Source organism: Pseudoduganella sp. HUAS MS19 (assembly GCF_053615455.1).
Genome location: NZ_CM132133.1, coordinates 2,823,627 through 2,840,205, shown reverse-complemented (window position 1 = coordinate 2,840,205; position 16,579 = coordinate 2,823,627). Strand labels below are relative to the sequence as shown.

Here is a 16,579-nt window from a genome sequence, read left to right as displayed (position 1 = left end):
TTCACACTAAAATTCTGACAGGCTCAATGCGAAGCATTCTCAACTAGCCAGCCACTCTTGCATCATATGCGCGGATAGCCAGCCTCGCTCAATCAAGGAGCTCTCCGTGCAGTCATATCAGTTAGCGGCCCTCATGCTGGGCATGTCGGCGCAATCGCAGGCCCAGGAACAACTGGGACTCGTGATCGAACCTGTCATCATCCAGGCCTCGCGTTCAAATATCGAGGCGGACCGGGCGCCGCAAACGGTGATCGTGATCGACAAGAAGGCAATCGAACAGCAACTTGCCATTTCGGGCAATTCCTCCGATGTCCTGAGCAGCATCCTCCCCTCCTACACGCCAAGCCGCGGCAAGATGAACGGCTCCGGCGAAACGCTGCGCGGCCGCACCCCGCTGATCCTGGTCGACGGCGTGCCGCAATCGAACCCGGTGCGTCCGACCGGCCGCGAAGCCCACACCATCGACTATTCCATGGTGGAGCGCATCGAAATCGTGCAGGGCCCGAACGCGATCAACGGCCTGGGTGCAACCGGCGGCACCATCAACATCATCACGCGCCGCCCTGAAAAAGGCACGATGAACCAGACCGTCGGCGTGCAGGCCACGGCGCCGACTACCCATGCCGAAGGCGACACCCTGAGCTACAAGACCAGCTACCGCATTGACGGCCGCCTGGACAAGCTGGACTACCTGTTTGCCGCCTCTTATGAAGACCAGGGCCTGTACCTGGACGGCAAGGGCCGCAGCATCGGCGCCGACGTGACCCAGGGCGACCTGATGGACGCGCGCAGCTACGACGTGCTGGCCAAGATCGGCTACCGTCCGGACGACCGGCAAAAGCTGCAGTTCTCCGTCAACCGCTACCGCATCAAGTCCAAGGCCAGCTATCTTGGGGTGGCGGGCGACCGCGCCAAAGGCATCCCCTCCACTTCGGTCGAAGGCACGCCGCCGGGCGTGCCGGCCTGGAACGATGTGTGGACCAGCAGCGCCAGCTACAACCACTACGACCTGGCCGGGATGGAATTGTCGGCCATGCTCTTCAACCAGGAATTCGTCGGCCTGTTCGGCGCCGACAGGTCGGCAACGTTCCAGGACGTGAAGATCGCCCCGGCCGGTACCCTTTACGACCAGTCGCGTGCTGTCGCTTCCAAGTTCGGCAGTAAAGTCGGCCTAAGCAAGGCAGGCCTGCTGGACGGCCGCCTTAAACTGACGGCCGGCATCGATACGCTGTCCGATAAAGGCAAGCAGGACATGTACCTGACCGGCCGCACCTTTGTGCCCGAGTCGGAATACACCAATCTCTCACTGTTCACCCAGGGCGAGTTCAAGGTCTTCGACACCCTGACCGCGCACGCCGGCGTGCGCCGCGAAAACGCCGACCTGAAAGTGGGCAGCTACCGCACGCTGGCCGCATACAAGAATACCTTCGTCGAAGGCGGCAAGATCAAGTTCAACGAAACGCTGGCCAATGCGGGCCTGGTGCTGACGCCAGTCAAGGACGTGACCGTGTACGCCAGCTATTCGGAAGGCTTTGGCCTGCCGGACATCGGCCGCACCCTGCGCTCCATCAACGCGCCGGGGCAGAACATCAGCAATATGCGCAACCTGGAACCGATCCTGACCGAAGGCATCGAGCTCGGCGCCCGCGTGCGCAAGGGCGACTGGGACCTGGACGCGGCCTGGTTCCGCTCCGACTCCGACTTTGGGGCGCGCGTGATATCGGTCGGCGGCGTATTCCAGATGGCGCGCGAGAAGACCCGCCTGGAAGGCTACGACGCCAGTGCCACCTACCGCTTCAGCAAATCGCAACGCGCCAGCCTGGCCTATGCCTACACCAAAGGCCGCTACGACAGCAACGGCGACGGCAGCCTGGATGCCAAGCTCGATGGATTGAACGTCGCCCCGAATCGCCTGATCGCAAGCTGGAGCGCCAGCTGGAGCGACAAGCTGTCCTCCTACGTGCAGGTGCAGCACGCCTTCAGCGAGGACTTTGACGACCTGCCCAAGGGCACAAGCAAGGATTTCAGCGGCTATACGCTGGCCGACGCCTCCCTCAGCTACAAGCTGAGCAACGGCATGCTGCGCGTCGGCATCGCCAACCTGTTCGACAAGAATTACATTACCTACTACTCGCAAAGCGCCCTGGTGGAACCGGCCCGCTACTTCGCCGGCCGCGGACGCAGCGTGACGCTGGCCTATTCGCTGGGATTCTGAGCGAAGCGAGGGAGCGCGGCGCGCGCTCCCTGTGCAACTAGCCCGCCCCGATTGCACTCTTCTGGCTTGCCCAGTAGCCGTAGTCGACGTGGATGTTTTCCACCAGCTCCACCAGGCTGGTGGCCTGCGTGGTCAACAGCAGCATCCATTGCGAAACAAGATTGGACTGCTTTTCAGCGAGCTTGGACATGGTATTGGCATGCCGGATCAGCGCGAAGTCCTCAGCCAGGATCGCACAGCCCTCGCGCCAATCGATGTTCTGCTGGTGCAGCCGCTGCATGACCGCGGCCTGGAACTGGGCCCATTCGCTCCAGACCTGCGGATCGCCCAGGCGGCTGGCCAGGCCGGCCGACAGAACACTGTTGTGCAGCATGCGCGCCGCCTGCCGCTGGACCAGCGTGCCTGCCTTCATGGAGTTGTGCAGCGGCGCCAGGGCTCTGGCTGCCGGCGCTTCGCGCAAGGCGGGAACGCCCGGCTTATCGATGGATTTCAGACCGACGGAAACGGGAAGTTTGCTCATCTTATCCTCCAGTGGCGCTTAGGCGCAAAGCCGGTCGAGCATGGCGTGGATCGCCTTGATCTGCACCGCTTCACGCGAGTAGTAATCGGGAGCTTGCGGATCCACGCTGCTATAGCCCCACCAGTCCCAGCAGCCGTCCGGGTTCTGGACGGTGTCGTTGTCCGTTCCCTCGGCCTGGGGATAGAGCACGATGATGTCGTTGCTCTCGGCGATGTGGTTGTAGCCCGTGGTGGTGAAATAGCGGTTGCCGTAAGGCGGCTGGTTGGCGATGTCGGCGCGCCCGTTGACGTAGTCGGTGTAGTTGTAGCCCTGTTTGCAGCCATGCAGCGCGATGTGCACGCGCGGTTCTTTCACGCGCCCGGCAGCCACGTTGGACGGGATGTAGATGTAGCCGAACTGGCTCATGCTGGCCCTGTCATGGGCGTCGGCAAAGAATTCGCTCTGGTCGAAGCGCAGCAATTGGCCGGCCAGGTTTTCCGCTGCCGGCTGCAAATCGCTGTAGATGTGCCGCAGGATGTCGTGCGACTGCATGAAGCCGCCATTGTTGATGTACGGCGGCTGGTTGGTCGATAGCCCCGCATCTTCCGGGTTGTCGGTAATGATGCTGTGCCCTGCCGGCACATTGTCGACATAACGGATATTGGCCGGCTTCACGCCCAGCAGCTCGTAGAACTTGCGCGTGCGCGCCACAACGTCCGAATCCACCACGTCATCCGCGCTGCCGGTGAAGATGTAGAGGCGGTCATCGGCCAGGTTGGTCACCGCATCGATCCGGCCTGCGCTGGCGGTCTCCCTGGCCATGTCGGCCAGCTTCTGCGCGTCCGGCGACACCTGCGGAATCAACGGGTTCATGCAGATGTACAGGGAGTTTTCGATGCAGGCGTCTTCCGCGGTCATCATATCGTCCGGCCGAAAGATTTCGGCACACCGGAACGGCCCGCCGGCAATAATGCCCGCACCCGCGAAACTCGCCGAATGGGCCAGATGCAGCTGCACCGTCATGAAGGCTCCGGACGAAAGACCGGAGATCGAATTGTTGCGCTTTGATGCCTTGTACGAACCGAGTTGGACGACTTTGCTGCTGGAGCTTGCAATCATGCTGAGCCTCCTGATAAGCAATGAGTTGACGGAACGGCGGGAACGCCACGAAAGGCGTCCAGCGACTATATCGTCGCGGGCATCGTCAGCAATTGAGCTTGCGCAAACTAGATTAGCAGCGGATCGGCCTGGAAAGTCCGCGCATTGTCACGAACGGGCCAATGGCGCACATGAACTTTTTTCATGTGCGCCCAGGAACTAGCGGGAGCTGGAGGGCTTGCGGTATCCCGACTCCATCCAGGCGGTCGCACTCGCGACGCTCAATTTGAAATTCGGTGCCACACGCACCTGCGCCTGTTCCTCGCCAAACGGATCGAAGGCCGTCAGGGTCGCGTATGGATCGTCCTCGTCCGGGGTGATGTCGAGGTTGACCGTGATGTAGGCCGCCCCCTCGGTGTGGACGCGCACGCTGCGGTGCAGTTGCGCATGCAGCTGCTGCTCATGGCGGCGTATCACTTCGCTGGCAGTCTTGACCAGGGTATTGAAGGCATTCACGTCCAGCGGCTTGGGGTTCTTCTTGTCGCGGCCCATGGTCCAGGGACCGACCAATGCAGGTTCCGCTTCGCCATCCTTGATCATCGCAACGGCCCAGCCGTCGTCGTCTTCGTTCTTGATGACACGCGCGGTCCAGCCGTTGTCCTGCCAGACGCGGTCTTCCTGCACCAGCACTTCCTCTTCCAAGAACTCATCGATCATGTGCGGCTCCAATTATTAGTTTGCTGAAAATACTGTGATTATATACAGTTATTTATTTCCAACAAGTAGCGCAGGATCAGTAACGCCCCGCGGCCAGGTCGGCCATGTACTGGTCGTACCTGCCGCTTTCCTTCAGCTTGCGCAGGCCGCGGTTGAAACGCTCGATATAAAGGGCATTGGCAGCGTCGGCGCGCCGCATGATCAGGCGGTATTGGGTGGTGTTGTAGCGCCCCGCTGCCACCGTGATGCCGGCTGCTTCTTCCGGCCTGAATTTCGTGCGCAGGATGTAGCGGCCCACATCCAGGCTGGCCGGAACCACGTCGACGCGGCCCGCCACCAGCTTGCGGAAATTGAGTTCTTCGGTCGGCGCGCGGTCGAGGCGCACGCCCGGAACGTCCTCGAAGCGGTATTCATAGCCGGCCACGCCGCCAATGCGCAAGCCCGCCAGGTCGGCGTCCCTGGTCCAGCTGAAGCTGTAGCCTTTGCGGTGGAAGAACACCGACTGCGCCTCCAGCACGGTATCGCTGGACAGGAATTCCCGGGCGCGCCCGGTGGTAGGCGGGCCCACGCTCCAGACCAGCGAGCCGTCGACCAGGCCCCGCTGCGCCTCGGCGTAGGCACGCGGCCAGGGTCGGAACACGTAATTGACGGTAATGCCTTCCAGCGCGAAGGCTTCCGACACGATGCGCGACACGGCGCCGTAATGCGGCAATGTCGCCGAAAGATAAGGCAACCACTCGCCATTACTGAGCGTAATGGTCTCCGCCCGCGCCAACGGTACGGCCAACACGCAAAACAGGAGTGCCTTCCAGCTCATCGCGCCAGCATAGCGCAGAAAAGGAAGGCCGCCCGGATTCTTGTTCCTAGTCCTTGCCGAGCGCCCACTGCCCTGCGCCGCCAAGCGCGGTCGCCGTCACGACAAGCAAAAGGAACAGGGCATGCAGGTTGCCCAGGACAGGCGCGCCGTGAATCCAGCCAAGCACGATCGGCAGGCCGACGACCAGGGTCAGTACGGCACTGGCGTAAGGCATCAGGAGGCCGATCATGATCAGCGCGCCGCACAGCATCTCGGCCAGGTGTAAGCCCCAGTGGCCGGCGCCGTTAAGCGTTGATGGGAAGGCGGAATGCCGGAGGGCCTGGAAGCCCATGAGGATCGCCATGCCGCCAATGGCAAGGCGGAGGAAGAAACGGGATGCATCGAGACGGGTCTTGGAAACTGCCATTAAAAATCTCACGAGTATTTGGGAACGGACGCCGCAAGGTGCAAAACGGATTTGCCCCGCGCGCCGCGCGATTTTCTCACCCGGCAGGCAACCCAGCAAGAGCCAGTTCCGGAGCGCGCCCCCGCAGAACACGATTGGATTTGCGTTGTAAATGATTCTCATTTACACTTCTTGCAAGAAAACTATGGAGTCAACCCCTTGGACATATCCCGCGACATCCACGCCTCCGGCTTGAAGGTGACAGCACCGCGCCAGCGCATCCTTGAGCTCTTCCACGCCGGCCGCCACCAGCACCTGACCGCAGAAGACGTCTACCGCTTGATGCTCGAACACCACGATTTCGGCATGGCGACTGTCTACCGCGTGCTGGTGCAGTTCGTCGAAGCCGGCATCCTGGTGCGCAACCAGTTCGAAAACGGGCCCGCGCGCTTCGAACTCAATACCGGCAAGCACCACGACCACCTGGTCTGCACCAACTGCGGCCGCGTCGATGAATTCGTCGACCCGGACATCGAAGCGCGGCAGCAGGCGGTCGCCGCCCGCCATGGTTTCGCCCTGGTCGACCATACGCTGTCCCTGTATGGCCTGTGCCAGGCATGCAGTTCCAGGCAAATGGCCTGAAACCGGCGCTCACCGGCCGCTGACCGCGGCCGGCAGCGCTATATTGCGTTGCGCCGCCGTCAGGCGTCCACGCCGCTTTTTCCACCAGATGGCCAGTCCGGTAATACTGAGCATCGCCACCGCCAGTCCCACCACCGCCATGAAAACCTTGAACGGGATACCCCACACCAGGGCCATGTGCAGGCTGATGATCCAGGTGCGGATCGTGTCGCCGCTGGCGGCGCCGGTCGGCATCCACAGGCTGTTCAGCACCCCCGTGTCGGCATTGAACACCACGCTGGTCCAGCCGCCCTGGTGCAGGATGTCGCGGCTGCTGCGCACGGCGTAGCGGTAGACGCCACGCACCGGATCGTGCACCAGCAGGTCTTCGCCGAGCACGGCGAAACCGTGCGCGGCCGATGCCTGCGCGGCCAGGGCGCGCCCCCTGTTGCGTGCGGCCTGCCAATCGAGTTGCGGCGCGAGAACCGGCTGCTGCAGGCGCTGCAGGGTCCCTTCATCCTGGTGCGCGAACAAGGCTTTCATGACCGGGTCATGCACCTCGGTGAGATTGAAGGCGACACCGCTCCAGGCCAGCACGAACAGCATGGCCCACGCCCACAATCCGCCGGCACGGTGCAGGTCGAACGTGAGCTTGTAGGAGCCGCCGGCAAGGCGCACCTTCCACGACGGCCACCAGCGGGCCAGCCATGCCTTGCCGCGCCTTGTCTGCGCCCCCGGCACTACCGCGCTGAGGCGTGCCGGCTTGCGCTGCGCGGCAGGGAAAGTCAGGAACGCGCCCACCAGGCAGTCGGCCATCCACAGGAGCGCAAGCACGCCCATGGTGTAGCTGCCCAGCGTGCCCAGCGCCAGGGTATAGTGCAGGCGGTAGATGAAGGACATCAGGTTCTTGCGCCCTTGCCTGATGTCGCCCCATTTCCGTTCGCCCTGCAGCGCGCCCGTGTAAGGATTCACGAACACCTGGTCGTTGGGCAGTTCCGCGCCGGCGCTGCTGGCCGGGCCGGGCCGCAGGGACAGGCGGAACAGCATGGTGCGCCCAGGCTCGGCCTGCAGCGGCGCCCTGCCGGCGTAGGCCTGCGGATACGCGGCCTGGACGCGCTCGCGCAGCAGCAGCGGGTCCAGCATGGGTGCACCGGGCGCCGGCGGCAGCGCGATGAACAGCTCAGGACTGATGGCGGCTTCCAGTTCGTGGTTCCAGGCCAGCAGCGCCCCGGTCACCCCGGCCAGCAGCAGGAAGCCCGCCAGGACCAGGCCCGCCCAGCGGTGCAGCGTCACCAGCGATGAGCGGCCGAAGCGGACGCGCCGGGGCGCTTGCGCGGTAGTCATGACACCGCTGCCAGGTTGCCGTGCTGTCCCCTTCCCTGCACCGCCAGCGGCGCCTCCAGCGCCACCACCTGCCCGTTCTCCATGCGGATCAGGCGGTCGGCCAGGTGGAAGTAGCGGTCGTCGTGGGAAATGACCAGGACCGCCTTGCCGCGCGCCTTCAGTTCAGGCAGCAGCTCGCGGTAGAACACGTCCTTGAAGGCCGGGTCCTGGTCCGCCGCCCACTCGTCGAACAGCAGGAATGGCCGGTCTTCCAGGTAGGCCACGACCAGGGCCAGGCGCTTGCGCTGGCCCTGCGACAGGGCGCGCGTGGTGAAGGCGCCATTGCGCACCTGCACCTTGTGCTGCAGGTTCAGTTTGGCGATCAGCGCATTGCCTTGCGCGTCCAGCGCAGGAGAGGCGGCATCGAGCAACTGGTCGAACAGATGGAAATCCGGGAAGATGGCCGAGAACAGCTGCCGGTAGCGGTCGCGGTTCGCGTCGTCCACTGCTTCGCCGTTGAGCAGGATCTGGCCCTGCTCCGGACGGTAAAGGCCAACCAGCAGCTTGGCCAGCGAGGTCTTGCCGCTGCCGTTGCCGCCCACCAGGTAGGTGACCTGGCCGGGGACGAACGCCAGGTCGACCGGGCCGAGAGTGAACAGGTCGTCCGTCCCCTCGTGGTAATAGCGGTGGGCCACGCCCTGCAGCACCAGCGACTGCAGGCGCGGCTCGCCGGCGCCCGGGGCCGTGTCCGGCCCATGGTCGAGCTGCTGCGTGATCGCATCGATATGGCTGCCGGAAACCTTGGCCAGGTTGGCGCGCGGCAGCACCAGCAGCAGGCTCTCCAGCGGCACCACGATGTAGACGAAGACCAGGGCGAAGCCGGTCATGATCTTTGCCCTGTCCGGCACCTCGCCCACCAGCACAAACAGCACCAGGCCAATGAAGGCATAGATCAGGAAACTGCCCCAGGCGACGGAGACCGAGAACAGCGACATGCCGAACGCGCGTTCGCGCCGCACGGTCTCGATCGAGGCGCCCAGCACGTCGCGCCCGAAGCGGCCGCGCTTGGCGGCATTCAGGCGCAGCTCCTTGGCACCGTCCACCAGGGAACGGAAATGCTCGAACAGGCGGTCCTGCTCCTTCGAGGCCAGCGACAGGTGGCGGATCGCCTTCACATGCGCCAGGTGGTAACCGATGGAACCCAGGCCGATCACCAGGACAGCGGCCAGGAACACCTGCCACGACAGCCAGGCCATATAAGCCAGGCAGCCCAGCACGGTGACGCCGTTGACCAGGGTGGCCGGAAAGCTGACGAAGAACTCGGCCACGCGGGCGCTATGTTCGGACAGGGCCGAGTGCACCTTGGGACCGCCGATTTCCTCCAGCCGGCGAAACTCGGCGCTGGCCACGCGCGACGAAATGAAATGGCGCAGGTCGGCGTGCGCACGCTGACTCAGACGCTCGGCCAGGACGGACGACAGCATGCGGGTCAGCATGGTGGCTACCGCCACGGCAGCGAACACCCAGGCCAGCGCCCTGCTTTCAGCGAACGAGGGGGCGGTCAGGACGGCGTTGATCTGCGTGACAAGCAGCACACTGCAGATGCCGCACGCGATGCTGGCCAGGGCGGCGGCGGCCAGCAGGCTGCGCGACTGTCGGATAAGGTAGGCAAGCAAGGGGATGCACTCCAGGCAAGAACAGGTTGGGACCACGGCGGCGCGGGGCGGCCGCCCGAAGCGGCGCGGCCCGCCCGCGGCTGCCATAGTCTAGACGAACTCTAGACGAACGGCAGGCCGGTTTGTTTACTCCCGTCCCGCGGCCGGCAGCCGCAGCACGGTACGCGACAGTGCCGGGTCGCGCGCGATGTCCGCCTCGCGGAACGGGAAGCGCAGCCACTGCTTGCTCGCATAGCGCGCGACCGGCGCGCGGCCCTGGCCGTTGTCGGCGGCCGATTCATCCTGGCCATGTGCCAGCAGCGTGTGCGCCTCGACGCCGCGCGCTCCGAAACGCACCAGCTGGAGATAGGAGTTCGCATGCGAATCCGGTCCCAGGCGGCCGCTCTCGTCATAGCCGCAGGCCACGGTGAAATAGCCGGAACCGTGGCAGCCGCCATACAACGCCAGGCGCTGCCCGCCAGTGTCGACGAAACGCCGGCTGCCCAGCGGCGCGTCCGGCGCCACCCCTTGGGCTTCCAGCGTCAGCACGGCCGCCGCCAGCGCCTGCGCCGCAGCCGCGCCTTCCAGCCGCGGCTTGGCGGGCGTGGCCAGCGGCTCGTCGCTGGAGAAGGCCACCTGGTAGAGCTTTTCGGACGGGATCTTGCGCAGCCGCGTCCAGAACGCTTCCCACAACAAGGCGCCGCGGTCGGCGGCATCGCCCTTGTCGGTCCAGCCGCCCAGGATGCGGCAGGCATCGGCGATGTCGACCTTGCGTCCACCTTCCGGCAGGGCCTGGCCGGCCGGCGCGAGCGGCTTGAGCGCGGCCGCGTCCAGTTCCACCTCGGGTACGGAGCAAGCTTGCGCCAGCAGCTCGTCCTTGAACAGTTCCGCCGTATGGACGCGCGGGGTCAGGACCTCGTCCATCAGGCGCTTGCCCAGCTCCGCCGACGAACGGGCCGGTGTGGCCAGCAGGTCCAGCGCGATGCGGTGGCCCAGGCGGCCGCGCAGCTCCAGCGCCTTGCGCTCGCCGCCGAACAGCGACGGGAAGCCTTCCAGCGGCTGGTGCACATTGCTGAGCCAATAGCTGTCGTTCATGTTGGCGACGTAATCGGGACGCAGCAGCCCTGGCTGGACGGACGCCGGCATGGCGCCGGCCTGCACGGCGGCCGGGTCGCTGCGCCAGTCGCAGGATGCACGGCTGCCATCGAGGAAAGGCGTCAGCGGGTCGATGCGCGCAAAGCCCTGCCCCAGCGGCGTGGCGCAGGCCGCGCGCAGGTCGTCGGGCGCGTTTGGCACTGCGCCGACGTCGCCGAACCAGACGCGCCCGTCGCCGCGCCCGATGGCCGCCGTGTTGACCCAGGGCACGGCCGCTTCGCGCCGCTGGATGGCAATGAACTCCTCGAGCGACCTGGCCTGGTTCCAATGGAAGAAGTTGCGGAAGATGCGGAAGTTATCGGCGTTGATGTCGCGGATGGCAAGGGCACGCTCCGAGCCCCAGCCGAATGCGGCGTTGTGGACACTCAGGTCGATGACGGGACCGAAACGCGTGCGGTACAGGGTGCGCGTGACGCGCTCCGCTGCGCCATTCGCGCCGCGCACGTCGACGCTGACTTCGCGCGCCGACATGGCTTCGGCCTTGCCATCGACCAGGTAGCGGGTCGGGTCGGCCGCGTCCAGTGTCAGCTCGAACAGGCCGAAGCGCCGTGCCGCCGACACCGTGTGGCTCCAGGCGACATGCTCGTTGAAGCCGATCATGACCACCGGCACGCCGAGGAAGGAGACACCCGCCACGTTGACGCGGCCCGGAATCGTCAGGTGCATCTGGTAGAAGCGGTCCGGGCCACCCCAGTACCAGTGCGGGTTGCCGAACAAGACCGCCGCCTCTTCTCCGGTCGCCTGCCGCCCCAGGGCCAGCATATTGCTGCCGATGCCGGGCTGGTCCCCGATCGACTGCGCCAGCTTGTCGCCGAGGGAGGCTGCGCCGTCGCCGGCGCCGGCCTGGCTTGGCACCGCCGCAGCCGGCTTGGCCGCTGCAATCGCGCCAATGAAGCGCGCGTAGCCGGCCGCGACCTGGGCGGAATACATGCGGCGATAGATGTCCTCTGCCGTGATGCTGCGGACCCAGGCTTCGTTCAGGCAGCTGCGACCCTCGGCCTGGACACGGCCGCTGCGCGCGTCGGCCAGGAAGCGGTTATAACCGGCGGCGAAGCCGTCGATCAGGTCCTTCAGACCGGCCGGCTGTTGCGCACGGTATTGGGCCAGCACCTGCTCGTCGGCGAATGAGCGGAAGAAGAAGTCGAGGTCGATATTCTTCGGCTTGCCGAACGTGGAGTCCAGGGCCGGGCGCGCATCTGCGCCGAAATACCAGGCACGGCGCCCCTCATAGGTGACGAAGGCTTCGGCCAGCGTACACAGGGCGTCCTGCGCCTGCACGTAGCCGACGCCCGTGCCGAGGTCGCGCCAGTTGTGGGCGCGCAGGTGCGGGATGCCGTCGGTCGTGCGGCGGATTTCGACGCCGCTCCTGGCCAGGCTGGCGCCGGGTGCGCTGTCGCTGCGCGCCAGTGCCGGCGCCTGGGCCAGCGCCGCCAGCGCCAGGGTCAATGCTGTTTTTTTCAGTCTGTTCAAGATGATGGGCTCCTCTATCCTTTGCGCCTCAGATGCCGGCCATGATTTCGAGTCCCCGGTGCAGCGCCGGGAACAGGCTGTTGTTGAAATTGTTCCAGCGCAGTTCCAGGATCGTGTCCTCCGGCGCGATCCGGGTATTCAGCGCGTCGGCGATCACTTCGCCGGAGTCGATGCCGTTGTCCACGTAATGGAAGGAAGCGCCGGTCTTGTCCACCACTGGCACCGTCCTGGTCTCCATCGTCTGCCAGTCGGTCACCTTCAGGCCGCGCGCGCCGTACAGCGCATCGAGCGTGGCCCAGGCGCCGCGCCGCTCGTAAGGCGATTCCAGGCGCGTGATGCCGGGATGGATGTTGCAGATCTTGCGGTGGAACGGCGCACCGGGCCGTACCAGCTCATCAAGGATGACCAGCAGGCCGTCCAGCACCACCACATCCGCACCCACGGTCTGCAGCTTGTCCAGCAGGCGCGCTTCGAAAGCGCTCTTGCCCGCCGGCCGCTCCGGGGCATCCAGGGCCAGCCGGCGGTAGGTCGAGGGCACGCCGTGCAGCAGTTGGTTCACCGGCCTGCCCTGCACCGTGAGGCCGGCCGGATAGAACCATTGCCCATCCGGTTTACAGCTGAATCCATACTCCCGGACCTTTTCGCGGTCGCGCTCCGAGCCGGCGTCGTCGTCGAAGAACACGGCTTCCAGGGAATAGGCGTCGCCCAGGCTGGTGCCGTTCAGTGCCTCGACCAGGTATTCGAGCGGCGACTTCATGTAGCGCCGCTCTCCCTTGTACTCGATGAACTGCCCGGCCCTGTCGGCCGCAGCGTTCCGGAATGACCATATATAGACGAGTTTCTTCTTCTGCATATCCGCGCTTCACCAAAAAAGATTGATCAGGAATACGGAAGACGAATGGGCGGCCCCGCTGTTTAAGCGGCCGGAGGCTTAAACAAATGACAGCGCCATTCGTCTACAGGAAAACACCAGTCCGGCCCACCCATGGCCAGCGGTTCAATGCACTAAATTGGTGCAAACCACGCAGCCTACAACAAGGAGTGCAGCATGCTCATACACGATCTCATCGGCATCGGTTTCGGCCCGTCCAATATCGCGCTGGCGATTGCCCTGGACGAGAAACGGCAGGCCGGCGGCCGTCTCAATTCGCTCTTCATCGAGCGGCAGCCGGGCTTCATCTGGCACAAAAATATGCTGCTCGACCATGCGCACATGCAGGTGGCCTTCCTCAAGGACCTGGCCACCCTGCGCAACCCGACCAGCCGCTTCACCTTCGTCAATTACCTGCACGAGAAGCAGCGCCTGCAGGATTTCATCAACCTGAAGACCTTCTATCCGAGCCGGCACGAATTCAACGACTACTTCGCCTGGGCTGCCGCCCAGTTCGAGGACCAGTGCATCTACGGCGAAGAAGTGTTCGAGCTGGTGCCGGAAGAGCGCGACGGCGAAGTTGCCCTGCTGCGCGTGCGTTCGCGCGACCAGGCCGGTGCCATCCACGAACGCCTGGCGCGCAACCTGGTGGTAAGCATCGGCGGCACCGCCAGCATCCCTGAATGCTTCCGGCCATTCAGGCACGACCCGCGCATTTTCCACTCCCATACCTACCTGCAAGGTATCGCCGCCAATGCCGGCGCCCAGCGCATTGCCGTCATCGGCGCCGGGCAAAGCGCCGCCGAGATCTTCATGGACCTGCACGGCAGGCCCAACGCACCGCAGGTCGACCTGGTCATGCGGGCCAGGGCCATCAAGCCGTCCGATGCCAGCCCCTTCGTCAACGAGATCTTCAACCCGGACTTCGTCGACCATATCTTCAGCCGGCCAGCCGCCGAGCGGGGGGAAATGCTGCGCGAGTTCCGGCATACGAATTACGCCTGCCCCGACCTGGAGCTGATCGAGCAGATCTTCAAGGTCCTGTACCAGCAGAAGGTCAAGGGCGAGGAGCACCACCGCTTCCTGCGCCGACACGAAGTGCAGGCCGTCCAGGTGAGCGATAAGGCCATTGAACTGCGCCTGCACGACGTCAACGCCGGGCGCGAGTTTGTCGCCCAGTACGACGCCGTGGTGCTGGCAACCGGCTACGCGCGCGAGCAGCACAAAACCATCCTGGCCCCGCTGGCGTCCTACCTGCCCGGCTTCGAGACCGACCGCCACTACCGCCTGCGCAGCGTTGAGGGTTTCCATCCCGCCGTGTTCGTCCAGGGCGCCTCCGAGGCGAGCCATGGCCTGTCGGACACCCTGTTATCGATTACGGCGATCCGCGCCGGCGAAATCCTCGACGCACTGGAGGCGGCCGGCAAATCCGCCACGGCAGGCGCGCGCCAGGCCATCCAGGCCTGATGCATACTCACCGCTTTTTTTTGACCACCTGTAAGTTTTTCATGAACACTTCAACTCTAGCCCGCCACCACTTCCAACTCACCCCGCTCAGCGCCGCCCTGCGCATCGCCATGCTGGGCATTGCCATGACCGGCGCCGCCGCCCATGCCCAGGACCCGGCCTCTGCTTCCGGCGCCGCAACGGCGGCGACCCTGCCGACCGTGCTGGTGCAAGCCGCCGCCGAAGATGGCTCCGCCGATACCGCCTACCGCGCCAGGAACGCGAATGTCGGCGTGCTGGGCGAGAAGTCCCTGCAGGACACGCCCTTCAGCGTCGGCGTGTATTCGCGCGAGCTGATGGAGAACAAGCAGGCGCGCTCGCTGGCGGACCTCACCAAAGGCGACGCCGCCATCGGCCTGATGGTGGAGCAGACCGGAGCTGAGAGCTGGGTTGGCATTCGCGGCATCGAAACCGATCAGTACAACGGCAGCAAACTCGATGGCTTGAGCTACGGCATGATGTTCAACGAACTGCCCCTGGAGCATATGGACCGCGTTGAAGTGCTGAAAGGCGCAGGCGGCTTCCTGTACGGCTTTGCCTCCCCGGGCGGCACCGTCAATTACGTGATGAAGCGGGCCGGCGCCGTGCCGGTGCGCAGCGTGACCACGCAAGTGCGCGACAGCGGCATGCTGCTGGTGCATGGCGACCTTGGCGGCCGCTTCGGCGCAGGCGATGCCTTCGGCTACCGCGTCAACCTGGTGCGCGAGACGGGCGACACGGCCGTCGATGGCGGCAAGCAGCGCCGCACCTCCGGTTCGGTCGCACTGGACTGGCGCATCACCCCGCACCTGGTCTGGCAGGTCGACGCCATGGGCGGCGACCAGGTACGCAACGGCGCCAACGCCTGGGTGACACCGAGCGTCACCGGCACCCGCGCTGGCGGCTTCTCGGGCAATGCCCAGCCGCCTGCGGCGATCGATGGCAGCACCCGTATCGCCCCCGGCTTTGGCCGTATCTATACCGAATTCGAAACCTATGGCAGCGACCTGTCCTGGCAGTTCGCGCCGGACTGGAAGCTGGCCGTGGCCTACCGCACCACGGAATTCGGCCGCGAACTGATGAACGGCACCGACGTGCTGGCCAATGCACAGGGCGTATACAGCGTACTGGCCCAGAATTTCTCGGGCCGCCTGGAGAGCCGCCACGCGCAAGCCATGGTGACCGGCAGGCTGGCGACCGGCCCGGTGCGCCATGAAGTGGCAGTGGGCGTATCGCGCAGCGCCTCCGATGAGGCGGCGTCCTGGATGGGCGGCGGCCGCTATGAAAGCGCCGTCCTGGGCCCGGCCAGCCTGGCCAATCCGGTGGACTTCGCCAATCCGTTCACCAGCCCGGTTTCCGTGTCCGATGCGAAGAGCGAATTCGACCTGGTGCGCCGGCGCGAACTGTTTGCTTCCGACACCCTGCACTTCGGCGCCGACTGGGACCTGATCGTCGGCCTGCGCCATGGCCGCCTGCAGGTCAGGGACGCCGGCTACAACAAGACCAAGACCACCCCTACCGTCGCCGCGGTATTCCGTCCGGCCGCCGGCCTGTCGCTGTACGCCAGCTACGTCGAGGCGCTGGAACAGGGTGAAACTGCGCCGCTGACCGCCAGCAACCGCGGCGAGGTGTTCGAGCCGCTGGTGAGCAAGCAGGTCGAGGTAGGCGCGAAGGCCGAGGGCAACGGCTGGGGCGCGACTGCCGCCCTGTTCCAGCTGAAAAAGGGCCTGAGCTACACCACCCCGTCCAACCTCTTCACCCAGGATGGCGAAGCGCGCTACCAGGGCCTGGAACTGGCCGGCAACCTGCGCCTGAACCCGCAGTGGCTGTTGACCGCGAGCGCGATGTGGCTCGACGCGACCAACCGCAAGACCGACAGCGGCACGCTGGATGGACAGCGCATCCGCGGCGTGGCGCGCCAGCAGGCGAGCTTCTATTCCGAATACCGCGTTGGTGGACTGCCGCTGACACTTAGCGCCGGCGCCCGCTATTTCGGCAAGCGTCCAGTCGACGCCTTCGGCCAATGGGATATCGGCTCGGTCGCCCTGTTCGATGCCGGCGCCCGTTACGAAACCCGGTTGGCCGGCAAAGGCCTCACGCTGCGCTTTAACGTCGACAATCTGACTGACAAGGCGCACTGGGTAATGCGTGCCGGCCGCGCGACGATGATGCAAGGTGCGCCCCGCACCGCGAAGCTGAGCGCGCAGCTGCAGTTCTGATGCCGCGCGCATAAGCGCCGGCCGCAAGCCGGAAGCCCTTGCCTGGGCT

At 65.2% G+C, this 16,579-nt stretch carries 13 protein-coding genes; 4 read left to right on the top strand and 9 right to left on the bottom strand.

Annotated elements, in window-relative coordinates:
* Nucleotides 1-106: 106 nt before the first annotated feature.
* Nucleotides 107-2,215: a TonB-dependent receptor gene (locus ACWBU6_RS13000; protein ID WP_452649192.1), complete on the top strand. Its 2,109-nt coding sequence runs from the start codon at nt 107-109 to the stop codon at nt 2,213-2,215.
* 37 nt (nt 2,216-2,252) lie between these two features.
* Here ACWBU6_RS13000 and ACWBU6_RS12995 read toward each other — a convergent pair whose 3' ends face one another.
* The 5 genes from ACWBU6_RS12995 to ACWBU6_RS12975 form a co-directional block, all read right to left on the bottom strand.
* The gene (locus tag ACWBU6_RS12995) at nt 2,253-2,735 is read right to left on the bottom strand and encodes a hypothetical protein (RefSeq protein WP_452649191.1); all 483 of its coding nucleotides are present in this window, start codon (nt 2,733-2,735) and stop codon (nt 2,253-2,255) included.
* Nucleotides 2,736-2,753: 18 nt separating this feature from the next.
* Complete coding sequence (locus ACWBU6_RS12990) at nt 2,754-3,833, bottom strand: extracellular catalytic domain type 2 short-chain-length polyhydroxyalkanoate depolymerase (protein WP_452649190.1); 1,080 nt, start codon at nt 3,831-3,833, stop codon at nt 2,754-2,756.
* Between the two features lie 198 nt (nt 3,834-4,031).
* Entirely contained in the window at nt 4,032-4,529 is a 498-nt protein-coding gene (locus tag ACWBU6_RS12985; RefSeq protein WP_452649189.1) for a hypothetical protein, read from the bottom strand.
* Between the two features lie 76 nt (nt 4,530-4,605).
* Nucleotides 4,606-5,346: a substrate-binding periplasmic protein gene (locus ACWBU6_RS12980; protein ID WP_452649188.1), complete on the bottom strand. Its 741-nt coding sequence runs from the start codon at nt 5,344-5,346 to the stop codon at nt 4,606-4,608.
* Nucleotides 5,347-5,392: 46 nt separating this feature from the next.
* The gene (locus tag ACWBU6_RS12975; RefSeq protein WP_452649187.1) at nt 5,393-5,752 is read right to left on the bottom strand and encodes a hypothetical protein; all 360 of its coding nucleotides are present in this window, start codon (nt 5,750-5,752) and stop codon (nt 5,393-5,395) included.
* Nucleotides 5,753-5,950: 198 nt separating this feature from the next.
* On the opposite strand from ACWBU6_RS12975, the gene fur reads away from it, so the two are divergent.
* On the top strand, nt 5,951-6,373 hold the full coding sequence (fur, locus tag ACWBU6_RS12970) for a ferric iron uptake transcriptional regulator (RefSeq protein WP_452649186.1): 423 nt from the start codon (nt 5,951-5,953) through the stop codon (nt 6,371-6,373).
* A gap of 9 nt (nt 6,374-6,382) precedes the next feature.
* Here fur and ACWBU6_RS12965 read toward each other — a convergent pair whose 3' ends face one another.
* The 4 genes from ACWBU6_RS12965 to ACWBU6_RS12950 all read right to left on the bottom strand — a co-directional run bounded on the left by ACWBU6_RS12965 (nt 6,383) and on the right by ACWBU6_RS12950 (nt 12,808).
* Nucleotides 6,383-7,696 carry a PepSY-associated TM helix domain-containing protein gene (locus ACWBU6_RS12965; protein ID WP_452649185.1) on the bottom strand — a complete coding sequence of 438 codons (1,314 nt, stop codon included), beginning with the start codon at nt 7,694-7,696 and terminating at the stop codon, nt 6,383-6,385.
* Entirely contained in the window at nt 7,693-9,351 is a 1,659-nt protein-coding gene (locus tag ACWBU6_RS12960; protein ID WP_452649184.1) for a cyclic peptide export ABC transporter, read from the bottom strand. The genes ACWBU6_RS12965 and ACWBU6_RS12960 overlap by 4 nt, the downstream gene beginning before the upstream one ends.
* Before the next feature lie 126 nt (nt 9,352-9,477).
* Nucleotides 9,478-11,955 carry a penicillin acylase family protein gene (locus ACWBU6_RS12955; RefSeq protein ID WP_452649183.1) on the bottom strand — a complete coding sequence of 826 codons (2,478 nt, stop codon included), beginning with the start codon at nt 11,953-11,955 and terminating at the stop codon, nt 9,478-9,480.
* 28 nt (nt 11,956-11,983) lie between these two features.
* Nucleotides 11,984-12,808 carry a formyltransferase family protein gene (locus ACWBU6_RS12950; protein WP_452649182.1) on the bottom strand — a complete coding sequence of 275 codons (825 nt, stop codon included), beginning with the start codon at nt 12,806-12,808 and terminating at the stop codon, nt 11,984-11,986.
* 195 nt (nt 12,809-13,003) lie between these two features.
* Between ACWBU6_RS12950 and ACWBU6_RS12945 the strand changes: the two genes are divergently transcribed.
* Together ACWBU6_RS12945 and ACWBU6_RS12940 are read left to right on the top strand one after the other, a co-directional pair.
* Entirely contained in the window at nt 13,004-14,293 is a 1,290-nt protein-coding gene (locus tag ACWBU6_RS12945) for a SidA/IucD/PvdA family monooxygenase (RefSeq protein WP_452649181.1), read from the top strand.
* 41 nt (nt 14,294-14,334) lie between these two features.
* On the top strand, nt 14,335-16,530 hold the full coding sequence (locus ACWBU6_RS12940) for a TonB-dependent siderophore receptor (RefSeq protein ID WP_452649180.1): 2,196 nt from the start codon (nt 14,335-14,337) through the stop codon (nt 16,528-16,530).
* Nucleotides 16,531-16,579 lie beyond the last annotated feature (49 nt).

Bases quoted from the DNA above. Each gene is read 5' to 3' on its own strand.
- ACWBU6_RS12995 (WP_452649191.1), bottom strand. From the start codon at position 2,735: ATGAGCAAACTTCCCGTTTCCGTCGGTCTGAAATCCATCGATAAGCCG.
- ACWBU6_RS12990 (WP_452649190.1), bottom strand. From the start codon at position 3,833: ATGATTGCAAGCTCCAGCAGCAAAGTCGTCCAACTCGGTTCGTACAAG.
- ACWBU6_RS12985 (WP_452649189.1), bottom strand. From the start codon at position 4,529: ATGATCGATGAGTTCTTGGAAGAGGAAGTGCTGGTGCAGGAAGACCGC.
- ACWBU6_RS12980 (WP_452649188.1), bottom strand. From the start codon at position 5,346: ATGAGCTGGAAGGCACTCCTGTTTTGCGTGTTGGCCGTACCGTTGGCG.
- ACWBU6_RS12975 (WP_452649187.1), bottom strand. From the start codon at position 5,752: ATGGCAGTTTCCAAGACCCGTCTCGATGCATCCCGTTTCTTCCTCCGC.
- ACWBU6_RS12965 (WP_452649185.1), bottom strand. From the start codon at position 7,696: ATGACTACCGCGCAAGCGCCCCGGCGCGTCCGCTTCGGCCGCTCATCG.
- ACWBU6_RS12950 (WP_452649182.1), bottom strand. From the start codon at position 12,808: ATGCAGAAGAAGAAACTCGTCTATATATGGTCATTCCGGAACGCTGCG.
- ACWBU6_RS12945 (WP_452649181.1), top strand. From the start codon at position 13,004: ATGCTCATACACGATCTCATCGGCATCGGTTTCGGCCCGTCCAATATC.
- ACWBU6_RS12940 (WP_452649180.1), top strand. From the start codon at position 14,335: ATGAACACTTCAACTCTAGCCCGCCACCACTTCCAACTCACCCCGCTC.